This is a genomic window from Rhodobacter sp. P1_C2 (assembly GCF_056406375.1).
In genome coordinates this window covers 490,964-508,900 of record NZ_JBFUAG010000001.1, presented here as the reverse complement: position 1 = coordinate 508,900, position 17,937 = coordinate 490,964, and the positions used below count along the sequence as shown (strand labels likewise).

Below are 17,937 nucleotides of genomic sequence, written 5' to 3'. Positions count from 1 at the left end.
GATGAAGGCGGGCGACCGGGCCTTGCCGCGGTCGCCCCTGCGCTCAGGCGACCTTGAAACCGCGGTAATTGTCGTCGCGGATCTTGTTCATCTCGACCATGTAATTGGCCATGCCGCCCATGTACCACATCGAGGTGCGCGGCTTGCCGGGGATGTTGGCCCCGTTGATCCAGCTGTCGGTGACCTGGAACAGCGTGCCGGCCAGACCGTCCTGGCAGATCTGCACCCAGGCATCCTGCGCCTCGACCTCGGTATCGACGATGCTGCCGGTCTTCTCAGCCGCCTCGATCAGGTCGGTGAAGTAATTGACCTGCCATTCATGCACCAAAGGCTGGCTGGTGAAGGGGCTGAAGGGGCCGAAGACCATGAAGAAATTGGGGAAACCGGCAATCGTCATGCCGCCATAGGTGCGCGGCCCGCCGGTCCACTGGTCGGAGAGCTTGACGCCCCCAAGCCCCACGGTGTCGATCTTGAGGTAATTGCCGGTCACCGCATCGAAGCCCGTGGCCATGATGACCACGTCCAATTCGATCTCCTTGCCGCCGACGATCAGGCCATTTTCGGTGTACCGCTCGATCTTGTTGGCCTTCACGTCATGCAGGGTGACGTTGGGCTGGTTGTAGACCTCGTAATAGCCATCCGCCGCGAGGGGCCTGCGGGCGTAGTAATCCGTCGGCGTCAGCATGGCCGCAACCTTGGGGTCCTTGACCGCCGCATCCAGCTTGGCCTTGATGAAATCGGTCGCGGTCTTGTTGGCCTCGGCCGAAACCGTGATGTCCGAGAAGGTCTCCAGCATGAAGCTGAAGCCGTTGCCCTTCTGCCAGGCCTTCTCGTACCGCGCCTCGCGCTCGGCCTCCGAAACCTCCAGCGCAGAGGTGGCGCTTTCGATGAAGCCGAAGACCGTGCCGGTGTTCAGCGCCCAGTCGCGAAAGCCCGTCGGGTTCAGCTTGATCCGGTCGCGCGCATCCTGCGGGAAGGGGCCGATGCCCAAGGGCACCACCCATTGCGGCGTGCGCTGCATCACATGCAGATGGCCGACCTTGCCCGCGATGGCGGTGATGATCTGGATGCCGGTCGATCCGGTGCCGATCACCGCCACCCGCTTGCCCGCAAGGTCGGGGTCCTGTTCCGGCCATTTCGACGAGATCAGCACCTGGCCCTTGAACTTGTCCTGATCCGGGAAGGCCGGCGCATAGGAGGAGGACAAGAGCCCCACCGCCTCGATCAGATAGCGGGCGCGGATGGTGGCGCCCTCGGCGGTGGTCAGCACCCAGCGGCTGGCCGCTTCATCCCAGACGGCGCGGGCGATCTTGGTGTTGAAGTTGATCGAACGCTTCAGGTCGTGCTTGTCGGCCACGGCGTTCAGATAGGACAGAACCTCGGACTGGCGGGCGTAGCGTTCCGACCAGTGCCAGTTCTGGAACATGTCGAGGTCGAAGGAATAGGTGTAAACCGTGGATTCCGTATCGACCCGGCAGCCGGGATAGCGGTTCCAGAACCAGGTCCCGCCGACGCCGCTGGCCATGTCGAACGACTGGACATTCAGCCCCAGCTTCTCGCGCATGCAGTAAAGCGCGTAAAGCCCGCCCACCCCTGCCCCGATGATCGCGACGTCCAGCTCGAGGCCGTCAAGATCCTTGGCCCGATCTGTGGATTGCCCTTCACTCATGTTGTCTCCTCCCCAATTTGGTCAGACACCCGCACCGCGGCCAGTCCCGCCATGTGGCGGCGCGCGGATGGCGGTCTTGCCCCCTCCATCTGAAACCGTGCAGCGCCCGCATACTGTATTACGGTAATACTGCCTGCCTAAATCGTTATACGCGCTTGCCCCGTCCCGCAACATATTTCTTCGCGGCCTTGCATCGCCTGGGCCAAGAATCGCACTTTACCTGCTTATAATACCGTATTACGGTCATTCAGGAAGTATCCCGATGGGCGGCGGAGGAAAAGGGCCGGGCGAATCGGGGGCATGGGCAACATGGGAGGAGAATGACATGAGACTGAAAGGCAAAGTGGCACTGGTCACCGGCGCATCGCGCGGCATCGGCCTTGGCATCGTCGAGCGATTCGCCGAAGAGGGCGCCATCGTCATCGCGGCTTCGACCTCCAACCCGCCGGTCTATCCGGCCGGGGTCGAGGGGGTGATGCTCGATTGCGGCGACGAGGCCTGCTGGAAGGAGGTCGTCGCGGGGATTCTGGCCAAGCATGGCCGGCTCGACATCCTGGTCAACAATGCCGGGATCATCGCCTACGAGGCGCTGGGGGATCTGTCGCTCGCCGATTGGGAAAAGATCGTGCGGGTCAACCAGACCGGGGTTTTCCTTGGCATGCGCGAGGCGATTGCGCCGATGAAGGCGCAGAAGGCGGGATCCATCATCAACATCAGCTCGATCTGGGGCAATGCCGCGGTCGGTGGCGCGCATGTCTACCACGCGACCAAGGGCGCGGTCGGCATCATGTCGAAGAACGCGGCGATCACCTATGTCGGCGATGGCATAAGGGTCAACGCGCTGGCGCCGGGCTTCATCGACACGCCGCTGACGCAAAGCCAGGACCCCGGGATCAACGAATTCGTTGTCTCGCTGACGCCGATGAAGCGGGCCGGCACCCCGCGCGAGATTGCCAATGGCGCCCTCTTCCTCGCCAGCGATGAAAGCAGCTTCATGACCGGGGCCGAACTGGTCATCGACGGCGGCTATCTGGCGCAGTGACGCCCCGCCCCTCTGCCGCAAACGCCTCGGCCACGCCGGGGCGTTTTGCATTTCGGCCCCGGCGCAGGGGGCCTTGCGAATCCTCTTGCCAAAAGTCGTAATGCTGTATTACGGTATTACCAACTGAACGTGTGACGGTATGGAGGCCGCGCGCGCTCAGATCGGGGAGAGACCACAGAAAGACCGCAGCACGTCCGTCCGGAACAGACCCCCTGGGGTGCCGGTCGCGCTGTGCCTGCAGCTTTCCAGGCGGTTTTGCGCGAGGCGCCCGCACCCGGGCGAAGATCAACAGGAGAGGAGATTTCAAGATGACTTACGGATGGAAGCTGACCCTTGCCGCTGCCGTGGCGGGCCTTGCGCCGATGATGGCCCTGGCCGACACGGCCGAAGACATGATGATGTCGCGGCTTGGCACCACCGATGCCAACCCGGTTCTGGTCGAGGCCTTCAAGCACGCGGCACAGCCGGTGACGCCGGAACTGCGCGCCAAGGCCTTGGAATGCTGGAAGAACAACGGCTGCGAGACCGGGACCGGCGGCAAACTGACCGTAGCCTATGCCGATGGCTTTGGCGAAAACGTCTGGCGCCGCGTCACCGCGATGGAATTCATCCTGCAGGCGCTGACCTACCCCGAGATCGGCAAGATCCAGTACACCTCGGCGGGCGGCGATGCCTCCAAGGCGATCTCGGACATTCAGGCCTATACCTCGCAAGGCGTTGACGCGATTGTCGTCTTTGCCGATGCCGGCGCTGCCCTGCTGCCCGCCATCAAGGAGGCCAAGGAGGCCGGCATCCAGGTCGTCCTGCACAACGGGACCGAGGCCGGCACGGCGGGGACCGATTACCTCGCCAATATTTCGGAAGACATCTGCGGTCTGGGCGCGGGTTTCGTGAAAGCCGTGCTCGAGGGCAATGCCGAGGCCAAGAACATCGTGGCCTTGGGCGGCACCCCCGGCAACCCGCTGTCGGCCGCCTGGCAGGCCTGCGCCGAAAAGGAAGCGGCTGCCCATGACGGCGTGAAGGTGGTGGCGAAACTCGACACAAACTGGACCCAGGAAGGCACGCTGACGGCTGTCACCGCCGCCCTGTCGCAGTTCGACCCGGTGGACGGCTATATCTATGAATATGCGGATGGTTTCCGCGGTGCCGTGCGCGCCTATCAGGCCGCCAACAAGCCGATGAACTTCGTCGCCGCCCTGCGCACCGACGAACAGGGCCTGTTCTGCGACTGGGAAGCCGCGGCCAATGACAAGTTCAAGATCTACTATTCCTCGGGCCAGAACTTCCAGTCCCGCTTTGCCCTGACGGCGGCGATGATGGCGATTGCCGGCACCCCGGTCGATGCGCATGTCAACGTGCCCTTCAAGATGAAGCCGGTGGTCAAGGGCCAGTGCAACAAGGACCTGCCGATGGAAACCTCGGTCTCCACCCTCGTCGACACCGACACGCTGAAGGCGATGTTCGCCAAGTGATCCGGGCCCGGCGGCCCCTTACCCCGGGCCGCCGGATTTCACTTTCCCTCTGACCGGCGAGCATGATCATGACCAAGACCGTCCTGAAGGTTGAAGCGATATCCAAGACCTATCCCGGTGTGCGCGCGCTGGATGAGGTGAGCCTGGAATGCCTGGCAGGCGAGGTTCACGCCATCCTGGGCGAGAATGGCTCGGGCAAGAGCACCCTGATGAAACTGGCCTCCGGCACCGTGACCCCGGATGGCGGCAGGGTCGAGATTGACGGCAAGCCCCTCACCGCGCCCGACCCGCGCCTGGCGCATGAACTTGGCCTTTCCACCGTCTATCAGGACGACAGCCTGATCCTGGAGATGACCGTCGCGCAGAACCTTTACTTCGCGGCCAAGCCCGGCAGCGTGTCCTTCGGCCAGATGGTCCCCTGGGCCGAGGCCGAGCTGCGCCCCTATGACGTGGGGATTTCCGCCCGCGCGCTGGTGGCCGACCTGACCCCGGCGCACCGCCAGTTTGTCGAGATCGTCAAGGCGCTGATCTCCAAACCGAAAGTCCTTCTGCTGGACGAGCCGACCTCGACCCTCGACATGGAGGGGGTGCGGAAACTGACCGCAATCATCCGCAACCTGACGGCGCAGGGCACCGGGATTCTCTACGTCTCCCACCGCCTGCCGGAGATTCTGGATCTGGCCGACCGCGTCAGCATCCTGCGCGACGGCGTGCATCGCGGCACCTTTCCGATCACCCCGGACCTCTCCGAACAGGATCTGGTCCGCCTGATGGTCGGGCGCGACATCACCAGTGAATATCCCCCCAAATCGGGGCGGATGGATCAGCCGGTGCTGACCGTGCAGGGCCTTGGCGGCGAGGCCTTCCACGAGGTCAGCTTCACCGCCCATGCCGGCGAGATCCTCGGCTTTGCCGGGGCCGAGGGCAATGGCCAGCGCGAGGCCCTGCGCGCCCTCGTCGGGCTGGAGGAGGCGGGCGGTTCGGTCCTCTGCGCCGGCAACCCGGTCGATTTCACCACGCCACGTTCGGCCCTCGCCTGCGGGGTGCTGTTCCTCAGCGCCGATCGCAAGGGCGAGGCGATCTTCCCCGACCTGGGCGTGCAAAAGAACATGGTCCTGTCGCTGATCGACCGCTTTTCCGGCGCGGGCCTCCTGCGGGCCGGGGCAGAGCGCGCCAAGGCGCAGGAAATGAAGCAGGATTTCGGCGTGGTGGCGGCCAGCCTCGATGTGCCGGTGATCGGCCTGTCGGGTGGCAACCAGCAGAAGGCCGTCCTCGCCCGCAGTTTCCGCAGCGGCGCCAAGGCCATCCTGATCGACGAGCCGACCCAGGGCGTCGATGCCAGCGCCCGCCACGAGATCTACCGCGCCGTGCGCGAGAATATCCGGGGCGACGGCACCTGCATCGTCAACTCCTCGGATGCGCAGGAACTGGCGGGGATCTGCGACCGGGTTCTGGTCTTTTCCCGCGGGCGGATCGTGCGGGAACTGGTGGGCGATGCGGTGACCGAGGAAAACATCGTCTCCTCCTTCCTGACCGTGCGCGATGCCAAAGCGGTGCGGGCGGCGGAGGCGGGTTCGGCCTTCTCGCGCGGGCTGGCGACGCTGGTCAATGGCAGTGCCATCTGGTGGGTGCCTCTGGTCTTTCTGGCGGTGCTGACCCTGCTGGTCGGCGGCTTTGCCGCGGCGGAAAGCAAGGTGTTCCTGAAAGGCATCAATATCAAGCACATGCTGCAAGCGGCGGCCCCGGTCGGGCTGGTGGCCATAGCCCAGCTGCATGTGCTTCTGGTGCGGGGCCTCGATGTCTCGGTCGGGTCGCTGATGAGCCTGACGGTGGTGGTGGAATCGGTCCTGCTCGCCTCGGGCGCGCCGATGGGGATGGTGATCCTCGGGCTGCTGGCCTGTCTGGCGGTCGGGGCCCTGGTCGGGCTGGTCAATGGCGCCCTGGTGCGCTTTGCCCATATCAACGCGGTGATCACCACGATTGCGATGCTGTCGGTCCTGCAGGGCGTGGCGCTGATCCTGCGGCCGACCCCGGGCGGGGCGATCCATGCCGGGCTGAACGAGGTGCTGAACGCGAAGATCGGCTTCCTGCCCTTGTCGAGCGTGGCGCTGATCCTTCTGGTGCTGGGCGGCGACTGGTGGCTGCACCGCACCCGCTCCGGGCTGGAGGTCAAGGCGGTGGGCTTTCGCGAAGAGGCCGCAAGGCGCAATGGCGTGCGGGTGAACCGGGTGCAAGTGCGCGCCTATGTGCTGGCCTCGGTCACCACGGTCATCGCCGGGCTGTTTCTGGGCGCGCAGGTCGGCGTCGGGCATCCGACCGTCGGGCAGAACTTCGCGCTCAACAGCATCGCGGCGGCGGTTCTGGGCGGTGCGGCCCTGTCGGGCGGGCGCGGGTCCTTTGGCGGCGCGCTGTTCGGGGCCTTCTTCTTCACCCTCATGGTCAATGTGATCTCGATCCTCGGGCTTTCGGCGTCGGTCGGGGTGATCGCCTCGGGGCTGATGACGCTGCTCGCGATCTTCCTCTACTCGGGTCTGGCCGAGTTTGACCGGGGCCTGCGCCGCCTGTTGCGCCGCCGCGCCCGCCCCGCCCCCGCCATCCCGGCGGAGTAAGGGCTGTGACTGACAAATCCCAAAAATCGGAGGCGAAGATGCCCAGTGATATCTCCCTGATGCCCGAAGCCGTTCAGCCCAAGCCGCGGAACCCGGGGTTCGGCCTGCCGATGCGCTTTGTCGCGATCTGGATCGCGCTGGCGGTGCTGCTGGTGGGTTGCGCGCTGTTCCTGCCGCGCAGCATCGATCCGGGCACGCTGATGTCGATCATCCCCTTTGCGGCCTTCCTGACCATCGCGGCGATGGGCCAGTCGGTGGTCATCATGGCGCGCGGCATCGACCTGTCGGTGCCGGCCGTGGTGTCGATGTCCTGCTCGGTCCTGGTCGGCGTCTCGCAGGGCAGCGATGACCGGCTGATGCTGGCGGTCGCGGCGGCCTTTGCGGTGGCATTGGCGGTGGGTGCGGTCAACGGGCTCTTGGTCGCGGTGCTGAAGCTGAATGCGCTGATCGTGACCATGGCGATCGGCGCCGTGATCACCGGGTTGAACCTGTGGTACCGGCAGGGGCTTGCGGCGGAATCCAAGGTGCCGCCGGCGCTGGCCGACCTTGGCGCGGCGCGGCTGCTTGGGGTGCCCACCTCGGTCTGGCTGGCGCTGGTCGTGCTGGCGGTGATCACCCTTCTTTTGCGCAAGACCGTCCTTGGCCGCAGGTTCGAGGCGGTGGGTGCCAATCCCCGCGCTGCCCATGCGACGGGGGTCGAGATCATCCGCTACCAGGCCGGGGCCTATATGCTGGCCGCCCTGCTTTACGCGATGATGGCGCTCTTGCTCGCAGGTTTCATCCGCAACCCGACGCAGGATGTCGGCGCCCCCTATCTGCTGGCGCCCATCGCGGCGGCGGTTCTGGGCGGCACCGCGATCAGCGGCGGCATCGGCAGCATGGTGGCGGTGGCGGGGGCGGCGCTGTTCCTGATCCAGCTGGACCAGTCGCTGAAGATGATCGGCCTGCCCACCTCGAACCAGATGATCCTGCAGGGCATCGCCATCGCCGCCGGGATGTATCTGTCGGAATGGAGCGGCAAGGGCCGCCGCCGCTAAAATGCGCGCCACCAAACTGCCGGGGGCGCAGGCTTTCTGCGCCCCTTGCGCAGAATCTTTTCGCTCTCTCCCGCTTTTCTGTAGAATGGCATTCCACAGATGCTGGCCCGCGCCGTCTTTGCCATTGCCCTGCGAGGAGAGAGTGACGATGACCGATACACCAGACCACGCCGCGCCCCCAACTGAAGCGCCATCGGGACCGCCGTGGATTCAGCCGCAGATCCAGCAAAGGATCAAATGGCGCGACGGCGATGTGGTGATCTCTGTCCCGGCCAAAAGCGGCACGACCTGGACCATGAACATCGTCCACCAACTGCTGACCGGCGGCACGGCGGAGTTCGACGATATCTACGACGTGGTGCCCTGGATCGAATTCCTCAGCCGCCCCGGCCAGCCGCATGAAGAGGTGCTCGACCGGGTCGAGGCGATGCCGACCTCCGCGCGCCGCGCCTTCAAGTCGCATTCCGCCCCGCCGCAGGTGCCCTTCCTGGCCAGCGGGGCCGGGCCAGAGGTGAAATACCTCGTGATCTTCCGCAATCCCGAAGAGGCGCTGGTCTCGTTCCGGCCCTTCCTTCAGCAGCACTCTGACGGCTGGTTCGACCTGTGGCAGATGCCCAGAGAGGCGATGTGTCGGCCCGACTTCCCCTCGTTCTATTCCGAGGTGATCGACGGCCACGGGATGCAGGGGATGTTCTTCGGCTTTCTTGCGGCCTGGTGGCCGCTGCGCCATGAAAAGAACGTCCTCTTCCTGCATTACGCCGACATGAAGCGCGACCACGAAGCCTCGATCCGCAAGATCGCGAAGTTCCTCGGGGTGGAACCCACGGCCGAACAATGGCCGGCGATCCTGGAATATACCTCCTTCCCCTGGATGAAGCAGCACGAGGAGAAGTTCGAGGCGCGGTCGGTCAGCGCGGTGCCGATCCTCAACTCGGGGGCGATGATCCGCAAGGGCGAGGCGGGCAAGGCCGAAACCGACGGGATGACGACGGAGATTTCCCGCCATCTGCGCGCGCTGGCCGGGCAGATCTGCCCCGATGCGACGGCGGTGGACTGGTATTACAAAGGGGGCAGCCTGGCCTGATCCCCGGCCCCTGCCCCCTTCTGCCGATCTGGCCAGCGCCCCGTGTGCCGGCTGGTGGCCCTACTTCGCGCGGCTGGCCAGCGCCACGACCAGCCCGGCAGCCGTCAGGCCAAAGCCCGCCCAGACCGCGGAAAGCAGACCGAAGCCCGCGTCGATGGCCGTGGCACCCGACCAGGCCCCGACCGCATTGGCAAGGTTGAGCGCGGCGAGGTTCATCGCCCCAACGAGGCTCGGCGAGGCCGGGGCGATCTGCGTCAGGCGGGCCTGGATGGCCGGGATGGCGATCATCGTGGTGGCGCCAACCGCGAAGAGCAGTGGGAAGAGGAGGAGGGCCGCGCCCCCGGCCAGACCCAGAAGCGCCAGGGTGACGAGGGCGCTGCCGAAGCCCAGGGCGATGCCGCGGCGCGGGGCGCGGTCGGCAATCTGCCCGCCATAGATATTGCCCACGGTCATGCCGACCCCGAAGAGGGCCAGGGCCAGCGGAATCATCAGCGGGTCCAGCCCGGCCAGTTCGGTCACGAAGGGGCCGATGAAGGTATAGACCGCAAAGATGCTGCCCACCCCGATCGCCGCCGCGGCGAGCACCGCCCAGACCCGGCCCTCACGCAGGGCGCTCAGCTCTTGGAGGACCGGGGCGCCGTTCAGGCCTTGCGAGACCGGAACCCAGGTCAGGATCGCCAGAAAGGCCAGAAGACCCATCGTCGCGATCGCACCATAGGTCTCGCGCCAGCCGATCGTCTGGCCCAGGAAGGTGGCGAGCGGCGAGCCGAAGATCGTGGCGACGGTCAGCCCGGTCATCACCATGGCAAAGGCGCGCCCCGCCTGCCCCGGCCCGAGGACGTAAGAGGCCACGAAAGCCCCCGCCCCGAAATAGGCGCCCTGCGGCAGGCCGCTGACAAAGCGGGCGAGGGCCAGCTGGTGCAGGCTTCCCGCCAGCGCCGACAGGATATTGCCGAGGACGAACAGCGCCATCAGCCCCAGAAGCAGGCCACGCCGGTTCAGCCTTGCGGCGGCCAGGGTGACGACCGGCGCCCCGATGATGACGCCCAGCGCATAGGCCGTGATCACATCGGTCCCGCGCGTGACGCTGATCCCCAGATCCGCGGCATAAAGCTGCAACATGCCCATGCTGGCAAATTCGGTGGTGCCGATGGCAAAGCTGCCCAGCGCCAGCGCGAAAAGCGTCAGGGCGGCGCGGGTCTTGGTCGGGGCCGCGGGGGCTGCCTTCGCCGGCGGGAAGGGCATGGCTGCGGCGGTGACAGGGGGGATGGCTTTGCCGCTGCGCAGGCTCGGCTCGATATTCTGCATGGTCATGATGGCGGGTCCTGATCTTGGAAGGGATGTGATGCGGATCGTTCGGGCGATCCCTGCGCCCAATCTGCCTCAAGCTCCGGCGCGGCATTAGCCCTGTGCTGTTCCCGTCATCTTGGAAGCCCATTCACAACCGACCCGCCCCTGTGTAATCTTCCCCGATGCGGACCTGACAGCAGCCACGGGGCGTTGATGGACAATCGAGCGGGGGAAATGGCGGTCTTTCTGCGCGTCGTCGAGGCCGGCAGCTTCAGCGAGGCCGCGCGGCTTTTGCACATGACGCCCTCCACTGTCTCCAAGATGGTGGCGCGGATCGAGGATCGTCTGGGCGTGCGGCTGGTCGAACGTTCGACCCGGGCCCTGACGCTGACCAACGAGGGGCAGTTCTATTACGAACGCAGCCTCGATCTGGTCGGGCGCATCGAGGATACCGAACAGCAGCTGACCCAGGGCGGCGGCGAGCCGGAGGGCCTGTTGCGGATCAACTCCTCGGTCTCCTTCGGCAGCGCCGGGATCGAACCCCTTCTGCCGGAGTTCTTTCAGCTTTACCCGAAGATCATCCTTGATCTGTCGCTGTCCGACGAGGTGGTGGACCTGTACCTCGAACGCACCGATGTGGCGTTCCGGGTCGGGCGCCTGCAGGATTCGAACCTGATGGCGCGCAAGATCGGCACCTCGCGGCGCCGGATCGTCGGCTCACCCGCCTATCTGGTGCGGCTGGGCACGCCGGAAACCCCGGAGGATCTGGCGCACCACAATTGTCTGGGTTTCAACTTCCGCCGCTCCGCACCGGTCTGGCCGATGCGGGAAAGCGGGCGGATCGTGGAGCGGATGCTGTCGGGCAACCTTCTGGCCAACAATGCCGAGACCCTGCGCCGGGCGGCGCTCGCCGGGCTGGGCCTGGTCCGCGTCGCCGATTATCACCTGCGCGGCCCGCTTGCATCGGGCAGTCTGGTCGAGGTTCTGGCCGACAGCGCCCTTTCCGAAGAGGACGAGATCCACGCGGTGTTTCGCGGTTCGGCGCATATGCCGGCCCGCCTTCGGGCCTTTCTCGACTTCTTCGTGCCGCGTCTGCAGCAGTTTCTGCACAGCTGACGCAACCGCCCCCGCAGCGGTCTGCTGGGACGGAAAGGCTTAAGCACAAGGGCTTAGCGGTCGATCGGCAGGGGCGCGTCGGCATTGACCAACCCGGCCTGCCGCAGGTCGTGCCAGAAGGCATCCGGGATGGCCTCGTCAAAGGCGGCCTGATCCTCGGCGATCCGCTCGGGCTTGCTGGCACCGGGGATGACCGCCACCACCGCAGGATGCGCCAGCGCGAATTGCTGACCCGCCGCCTTCATCGACACACCATGCCGGTCGGCGATGGACTTGATCCATTGCACCTTGCCGCGAATGGCCGGGGTGATCGGCGCATATTCGAAGTTCGGCCCGCCGACCAGCGCGCCAGAACTGTAGGGCCCGCCCACCACGATCCCGAGGCCCGCCTCGGCGACCTGCGGCATGACGCGCTGCAAGGCGCGGTCGTGGTCCAGAAGCGTATAGCGCCCTGCCAGAAGGAACAGATCCGGACGCGGCTCCTGCAGATCCAGCAGCAGTTCGATCGGCTCGACCCGGTTCACGCCAAGTCCCCAGGCCTTGATCACACCCTCGTCCCTCAGCCGGTCCAGCGCCCGGAACGCACCTTTGCGGGCCGTCTCGAAGACCGAAAGCCAGTCGTCACCGTAAAAGTCCTGCGCCACGTCATGGACGAAGGCGATGTCGATATGGTCGGTGTTCAACCGCTTCAGACTGTCCTCGATCGACCGCAGGGTCGCGTCGTGGGAATAGTCGTTCACGATCCGGTTCGGGCGGCCGTATTTGAAAACCTCGCCCTTCTCGCCCAGATCGCGCGCCGAGACATCCTCGACCTCGTCAAGGATCAGCCGGCCGACCTTGGTGCTGATCGCATAGTCCTTGCGGTTGTGGCCGGCCAGGGCCTGGCCCAGACGGATTTCTGCCAGACCCGCGCCGTAGAAGGGGGCGGTGTCGTAGTAGCGGATGCCGCTTTGCCAGGCGGCGGCGACAGTGGCCTGCGCCTCGGCCTCGGGAATGTCGCGGAACATGTTGCCGAGCGGGGCCGAGCCAAAGCCGATGCGGCCGGGGATGACGTCTTGAACTGCCATGATGGTCTCCTGTGATCTGATGCCGGCCGGTCTGGCCGTGGCGACTGCGCCCAGATAGACCCGAAGCGCGCCGCCGATTAGCCGGGCAGCGGTCGCACCAGTTTGGAAGCAAATTCACAGGGGCGGGTGGGTCAGCTGTTTTGGAGGAAGGGCGGGCACCGCGGGTCCTCCGCCGGGGCCTGGGTCAGCCAGCCCTCATATCGCACGATCAAGGCGCCGGTCAGCGGCGCAAAGAGCGCGACGTCGAAGTGAAAGCGCCCCTCCACGACGCCTTCGCTGGCGAGGGAGCGGGGCAGCAGCCAGGAGGGCAGCGGCACCGGGCCGATCCGGGCGCTGCGGACCGGAAACCAGAGCGCGCCTTCCGCCAGGTGCAGGTCCAGAAGGAAGGTGAAAGGGCCGAAGCGTTCGGTCAGGCCTTGCGGCGTTGCGGCCAGGTGCGAGCGAAAGCTGCGCTGCCCAAAGCGGCGCATCCAGGTCTCGCCCCGGTCCGTCGCCACCTTGGTCACGGTGACGGGGACCGCCTCGGCGGCCGGGGGGAAGCCGAACAGCGCCGCGATCAGCCGGGGCCAGAGCCCGCGCCCCCGCGTGACCCGTGCCGCACCCTGCCAGCGGCTGCAATCGGCGGTGTCATGCGTCGTGCGAACCTCGGGCGGCAGATCGTGGAAGGCGGGGCCAAGCACCTTTGCAAAGATCGGGACATGCGCCTCGGTCTGGCGGGTGCAGCGCACCTTGAGGTCGGCCATCGCCGCCTCGGCCTCGGCCAGGGTGATCACGCCCAAGGCCGCGCTTGCGCCGGGTGGCAGCGTCGGGCGGCGCAACAGGGCGCGGGCGGCGACGGCCGGGATGAAGGGCCCGTCGCCCGCCTCGGCCAGAAGGCGCCACCAGCGCCGCTCGCCCCCGGCGATGACGAGGACCGACATGCCGCCGCGGTCGGTGCCGAAGGGCGCCAGCGCCTTGGCCGCCGCTTGGAACAGCCGCACCAGCCGCGGGGTGACGGGCAGATGCAGCCCGCGCTGCAAAAGGCCAAACACCGCAAGGCCATAGCGCATCAGGCCCAGCTCCAGCCCGGCGCTGAAGCGCACCGTCTCGGCCCCGAAACGGGCGGGGAAGAGGCGGCTGTCGGGCACCTCGATCCGCCAGCCCTGACGGGTCAGCCCGCCGGGAAGCGCGTAGGGCCGGGGGTCCGACCAGCCCGTGAAATGCTCCCACCTTTCGCCGCGCCAGACCGGCATCTGCTGCCCGGCCTGCGCCAGAATCGACTGCATCACCGAAAAGCCGCGCGGGCTGCGGTTGCCGGGCAGGATGGCGGTGTCGATGAGGCGTGGCCTGTCACCCGCCGCCAGCGCCACCACGGCCGCCGAAGACAGGGCGGGCACCGAGGACAGGCCGGAAATGACGCAGACCCCCGCCGTCCGCGCCGCCCCATCCAGCGCCGCAATGCCCTGGCAGAAGGCGGCATTGTCGGAGAGGTCCAGGTAATGCACCCCCGCCGCGATGGCCTGCCGCGCCAGCCGGTAGGGGTCGGCGCCATAGGCGTGAAACGGGCCCGCCGCATCCACCACCGCGTCAAAGCCGCCAAGGGCATCCAAGTCCCCGGTCCGGTCGAGCTGCAGGGCAGCGGCGCCGATCTCGTCCGCAAGGCGGCGCGCGGCCTCGCCGTCGCGGCCGGCCACGCAGACGGCGTGGCCATCGCGGACCAGAAGCCGGGCCAGGCGCGCGCCGAAGACGCCGTAGCCGCCCAGCACCAGCACCCTCATCGCAGAAGGCGGCGCTGAAAGGCCGGGTCCGGCAGGGCGCAAAGGTCGGCCCGCCCGAAGAGCGCATAGCGGTTGCGCGCCAGCCGCCGATAAAGCCAATCCCGCAGCGGCTTGGGCAAGATCCACAGCACGGCGGTCAGCCTGCCCCAGCCGCCGAAGCGCTGGCCGGCATGGATCACCGCGTCGAAATCGACATGGGCATGGCCTTCGTCGATGAAGAGCCAGGTCGAGGGGTCTTCCGCCTTCAGCTCATAGTGGCGCAGCAAGGCCGCCCCGAGCGGCGACTGGATCGGGCAGATCCGCACCCGGCCAGAGCGGTCCAGCCGATGGATCATCCGCGCGCCCCAGCTGCAAATGGCGCATTCCGCGTCCATCACCGCCACGGGGGCGGCATCATCGAACCTCGGAACGCTCGGATCGTCGCGAAAGGAATAGGGCGCAGCCATGGCGCCGATACTGCGGGCCGCCCTTGCGGAGTGCAAGAGGCCAGCGGCTAGAGGGGCGGGAAGCGGATCAGAAAGGCGGTGCGGCAGCCCTCCTCCAGCGCGATCTCGGCGCCATTGACCCGCAGAAGGCTGGCCACGATGGTCAGGCCCATGCCGGTGCCGCCCTCGGTCCTGCGCGTGGTGAAGAACGGGTCGAAGATGCGGGCGCGGTTGCCCTCGGTGATGCCGGCGCCATTGTCGGCCACCCGCAGCAGCGTGGCCCCCGGCGCATCGGAGGCCGCCAGAAGCACCTCGGTCGCGCCATGGGCGGCGGCATTGCCCAGAAGATGGCCAAGAACCACCCGCAGCCCCGCCGCCGAAAGCGGCAGGGGCAGCGCGCCACCCTCGATCCGGATCGCCAGCCCGAAGCTGTCGAGTTCGGCCGCGAGCTCCTCCAGCCGTGTCACCCCGCGGTGGTCGCTTTCCCGCGCCCGGGCCACGCGCTGCAAGGCCTCCAGCTGGACCTGCATCTGGGCCGCGGCAGAGGCGATCTGCCCCAGCAGGTGGCGGTCTTCGGCGCCAAGGGCGGGGCTGTCCTCCAGAAGCTCGGTCGCGGCACGCAGGGTGGAGACCGGGGTCTTCAGCTCATGCGTGACATGGTCGATGAAGGTCAGGGTCGCCGCCTCGCGCCGCTGCAGGCTGGCGGCCATCGCCACCACGCTGCCCGCCATGTCGAAAAGCTCCACAGTGCCGAAACGAGCGGGCGGCGGGCCGGGGTCCTTCGGGCTGAGGCGCACGCGGTGGGCGTAATCGGCCAGGGCCGCGACCGGGCGCAGCAAAAGCCGCAAAAGCAGGACCCCCAGCGCCAAAGTCACAAAGCCAATGGCGGCGGCGATCAGCGTCGCGGCCCGGGCATAGCCGAGCGTCGGCCCGACCCATCGGAACACGATCAGGCCCGCCACCGAAAGCGCCAGCGTCCCGGCCAGCGCGCCGCCCAGAACCAGCCAGAGCGAGGGGCGCCATTTCCGCATCATGCCGTGCAGGCGCCCAACCGCAGACCGATGCCATGCACCGTCTCCACCGCGTCGCGGCATCCGGCCTGCCCGAGCTTCTGGCGCAGGTTGCGCAGATGGCTGTCGAGGGTGCGGTCGGCCACCGCACTCCCCGCCCCCCAGATCGCATCGACGATCTGGCGCCGGGTCAGGATCCGCCCGCCGCCCTGCATCAGCCTGTCGAGGAGGGCAAGCTCGGTCGCGGTCAGCGCCACCTCGGCCCCGGCAAAGCGGCAGGCATGGCCGTCCGGGTCCAGCTCAAGCCCGCCATGGCTGAGCCCCGCCCTGCCCTTGGCGGGCTGGGCGCGTTTCAGGATAGCGCGGATGCGGGCGACCAGTTCGCGCGGGCTGAAAGGCTTGGTCACATAGTCATCCGCCCCGAGTTCCAGCCCGACGATGCGGTCCACCTCGTCATCCTGCGCGGTCAGAAACAGGATCGGCACCTCCGAGCTTCGGCGCAGCCTGCGGCAGACCTCGAACCCGTCCAGCTCGGGCAGGCCCACGTCCAGCACGACGAGGTCGGGCGCCTCGCGCGCGGCATGGGTCAGCGCCTGCTGGCCGTCCGAGGCCGCAACCACGGCAAAGCCCGCCCGCTCCAGCGCCAGGGTGACCAGACCGCGCAGGCCGGGGTCGTCGTCCACGACAAGGATCTTCATTCCAACGCTCCGCCCGGGCCCGCCTCCAGATAACGGCGCACCAGCCAGTTGCGAAAGCCCCAATCGCGCCAGCCCTCGATTTGCGGCCAGATCGGCGTGCAGGGCAGATCGGGCCTTTGTGCCCGCTGCAGGGGAACCGCGGCCGAGGGGCCGAGGGCGCAGAGATAGTCCAGGTCGGTGCCCTGCGGGCGAGAGAGGTTGTAGCTGGCAATCAGGCTGGCAAAATTGACGAAGGCGCAGAGGTAAAGCATGCCAAGACCCAGCGCCGCGCTGCGCAGCAAAAGCCAGCGGTTGGGCAGGGCCCGCAGGATCTGCCAGCCGGTCAGCGCCAGCCCCAAAGCGACCAGCGCCATCCAGATCCCGGCATGGACCCGCAGATAGGTCAGCCCATAGGCCGCGACATAAAGCTTCAGCCGCAGCGCCGCCGACAGGGTCAGCGCGACATTCTGCCCAAGCCAGAGCAGGACCAGCCCCCGCAGGGACCGGCTTTCGGCGACGAAGGGCCTTGTGGCCAGGGCAAAGGCCCCCGCCAGCAGCGCGGTGATCAGCAGGGGATAGGCGCCGCGCTGCGCATAGGTGCCAAAGCTCATGCCCTGCGGCAAGGAAGCCCCGGTCCAGAGATAGACGGCATCCATCAGGGTCTGCAGGCCCAGCATCAAGTTGAACAGCACCAGCGCATTGGCCACCGAGGCCGGGTTGAGGCCAAGCCGCACGCCGCCCGCCTGCGCTTTGCCCTGCGCTTTGGCCTGACCCGCAGCAGGGGGCGCCACTGTCCCAGCCGCCTCCAGAAAAGGCCAGACCAGGAGCCCGAGGCCGCACCACAAGGCGAGCCGGCGGACCACCAGCGCCAGGTCAAGGTTGAAGCGCAGCAGACCGTCAAGCCAGCCGCTGAACACCGGGTTGGCATCGGTCAGAAGGGCCGCCAGCACCAAGGCACCGCCAAGCGGAAAGCCCCAGTTGTGCAAGGACTGGCGCGGGCTGGCCCGGCCCCGCAGCGCGGAGGGCGCCCGCGCCAGGGTGGCAAACAGCGCCTGCACCCCGGCGACCGGCAGGCGGCGCAGGATGCCCCTCGACGCAAGCCAAAGATGCGCCTTGTCCGCCCGCAGATCCGGCGCCCGCAACCAGGCCACCGAAGCGACCAGCCCGGCCAGCAGAAACCCCACCGACAGAAGTTGCAGATCGTCGACCACCGGCAGGGCCGCCAGACCGAACAGCAGCGCCGGCCGCACCACCTGCCGGCTTTCATGCACCAGCACGCAGCCGCCAAAGACCGCCGCCGCAAAAAGGCCGAGCGACAGTCCCGGCGCATGGCCGAAAAACAGGAAATCCCCAAGGACCAGAAGGGCCAGAAGGACCAGGCCCAGCCTGCGCCGCGCCGCATCCCATCCGCGCGGCGCGCCGCCAAGGCCCGCCGCCCCTCCCCCGCCGGGCAGCCCGGCATCGCTGTCCATCCACCAGGCATCCTTTGCCAAAGACCCCGGCACGCCCCGAATGATCCACTCCTGCTCCACGTCCATCTCCTGGTTGTTGTTTGCGATGGAATGCCACGGCCCCGTGCACCCCTTGCGCATCAGTTGTGCAGATCCTGTGCAGAGCGATCCCGCCGAGGGCGCCCTTTGCCCGCAGGCGCGGGTCCGCGATCTTGAACTGGATTGTGGCGA

The 17,937-nt window shown here is 67.3% G+C and carries 14 protein-coding genes; 6 read left to right on the top strand and 8 right to left on the bottom strand.

Going from position 1 to position 17,937, the window contains the following annotated elements:
* Window positions 1–43 precede the first annotated feature (43 nt).
* Entirely contained in the window at window positions 44–1,669 is a 1,626-nt protein-coding gene (locus tag AC1DZT_RS02500) for a flavin-containing monooxygenase (RefSeq protein WP_478005007.1), read from the bottom strand.
* 325 nt (window positions 1,670–1,994) lie between these two features.
* Here AC1DZT_RS02500 and AC1DZT_RS02495 point away from each other — a divergent pair, with 325 nt between their 5' ends.
* The 5 genes from AC1DZT_RS02495 to AC1DZT_RS02475 all read left to right on the top strand — a co-directional run bounded on the left by AC1DZT_RS02495 (window position 1,995) and on the right by AC1DZT_RS02475 (window position 8,913).
* A complete protein-coding gene (locus AC1DZT_RS02495; protein WP_478005006.1) occupies window positions 1,995–2,711 on the top strand; it encodes an SDR family NAD(P)-dependent oxidoreductase in 717 nt (238 codons plus the stop codon).
* A 308-nt stretch (window positions 2,712–3,019) separates the two neighbouring features.
* Window positions 3,020–4,183 (top strand): substrate-binding domain-containing protein, encoded by a 1,164-nt coding sequence (locus AC1DZT_RS02490; RefSeq protein WP_478005005.1) that lies wholly within the window; start codon window positions 3,020–3,022, stop codon window positions 4,181–4,183.
* Window positions 4,184–4,251: 68 nt separating this feature from the next.
* Entirely contained in the window at window positions 4,252–6,792 is a 2,541-nt protein-coding gene (locus AC1DZT_RS02485; RefSeq protein ID WP_478005004.1) for an ATP-binding cassette domain-containing protein, read from the top strand.
* Between the two features lie 38 nt (window positions 6,793–6,830).
* A complete protein-coding gene (locus AC1DZT_RS02480; protein WP_478005003.1) occupies window positions 6,831–7,829 on the top strand; it encodes an ABC transporter permease in 999 nt (332 codons plus the stop codon).
* A 148-nt stretch (window positions 7,830–7,977) separates the two neighbouring features.
* Window positions 7,978–8,913, top strand: a complete 936-nt coding sequence (locus AC1DZT_RS02475) for a sulfotransferase domain-containing protein (protein ID WP_478005002.1) — start codon at window positions 7,978–7,980, stop codon at window positions 8,911–8,913.
* 60 nt (window positions 8,914–8,973) lie between these two features.
* Here AC1DZT_RS02475 and AC1DZT_RS02470 read toward each other — a convergent pair whose 3' ends face one another.
* The gene (locus tag AC1DZT_RS02470) at window positions 8,974–10,227 is read right to left on the bottom strand and encodes an MFS transporter (RefSeq protein ID WP_478005001.1); all 1,254 of its coding nucleotides are present in this window, start codon (window positions 10,225–10,227) and stop codon (window positions 8,974–8,976) included.
* 189 nt (window positions 10,228–10,416) lie between these two features.
* Here AC1DZT_RS02470 and AC1DZT_RS02465 point away from each other — a divergent pair, with 189 nt between their 5' ends.
* On the top strand, window positions 10,417–11,319 hold the full coding sequence (locus AC1DZT_RS02465) for a LysR family transcriptional regulator (RefSeq protein ID WP_478005000.1): 903 nt from the start codon (window positions 10,417–10,419) through the stop codon (window positions 11,317–11,319).
* A gap of 53 nt (window positions 11,320–11,372) precedes the next feature.
* Here AC1DZT_RS02465 and AC1DZT_RS02460 read toward each other — a convergent pair whose 3' ends face one another.
* The 6 genes from AC1DZT_RS02460 to AC1DZT_RS02435 form a co-directional block, all read right to left on the bottom strand.
* Window positions 11,373–12,386, bottom strand: coding sequence for an aldo/keto reductase (locus AC1DZT_RS02460; protein WP_478004999.1), 1,014 nt, complete (start codon window positions 12,384–12,386; stop codon window positions 11,373–11,375).
* 131 nt (window positions 12,387–12,517) lie between these two features.
* Entirely contained in the window at window positions 12,518–14,131 is a 1,614-nt protein-coding gene (locus AC1DZT_RS02455) for an SDR family oxidoreductase (protein ID WP_478004998.1), read from the bottom strand.
* 8 nt (window positions 14,132–14,139) lie between these two features.
* Window positions 14,140–14,589, bottom strand: a complete 450-nt coding sequence (locus AC1DZT_RS02450; protein WP_478004997.1) for a thiol-disulfide oxidoreductase DCC family protein — start codon at window positions 14,587–14,589, stop codon at window positions 14,140–14,142.
* Window positions 14,590–14,636: 47 nt separating this feature from the next.
* Window positions 14,637–15,602: a sensor histidine kinase gene (locus AC1DZT_RS02445; RefSeq protein WP_478004996.1), complete on the bottom strand. Its 966-nt coding sequence runs from the start codon at window positions 15,600–15,602 to the stop codon at window positions 14,637–14,639.
* A complete protein-coding gene (locus AC1DZT_RS02440; protein WP_478004995.1) occupies window positions 15,599–16,276 on the bottom strand; it encodes a response regulator in 678 nt (225 codons plus the stop codon). The genes AC1DZT_RS02445 and AC1DZT_RS02440 overlap by 4 nt, the downstream gene beginning before the upstream one ends.
* A complete protein-coding gene (locus tag AC1DZT_RS02435; RefSeq protein WP_478004994.1) occupies window positions 16,273–17,793 on the bottom strand; it encodes a DUF4153 domain-containing protein in 1,521 nt (506 codons plus the stop codon). The genes AC1DZT_RS02440 and AC1DZT_RS02435 overlap by 4 nt, the downstream gene beginning before the upstream one ends.
* Between the last annotated feature and the right edge of the window lie 144 nt (window positions 17,794–17,937).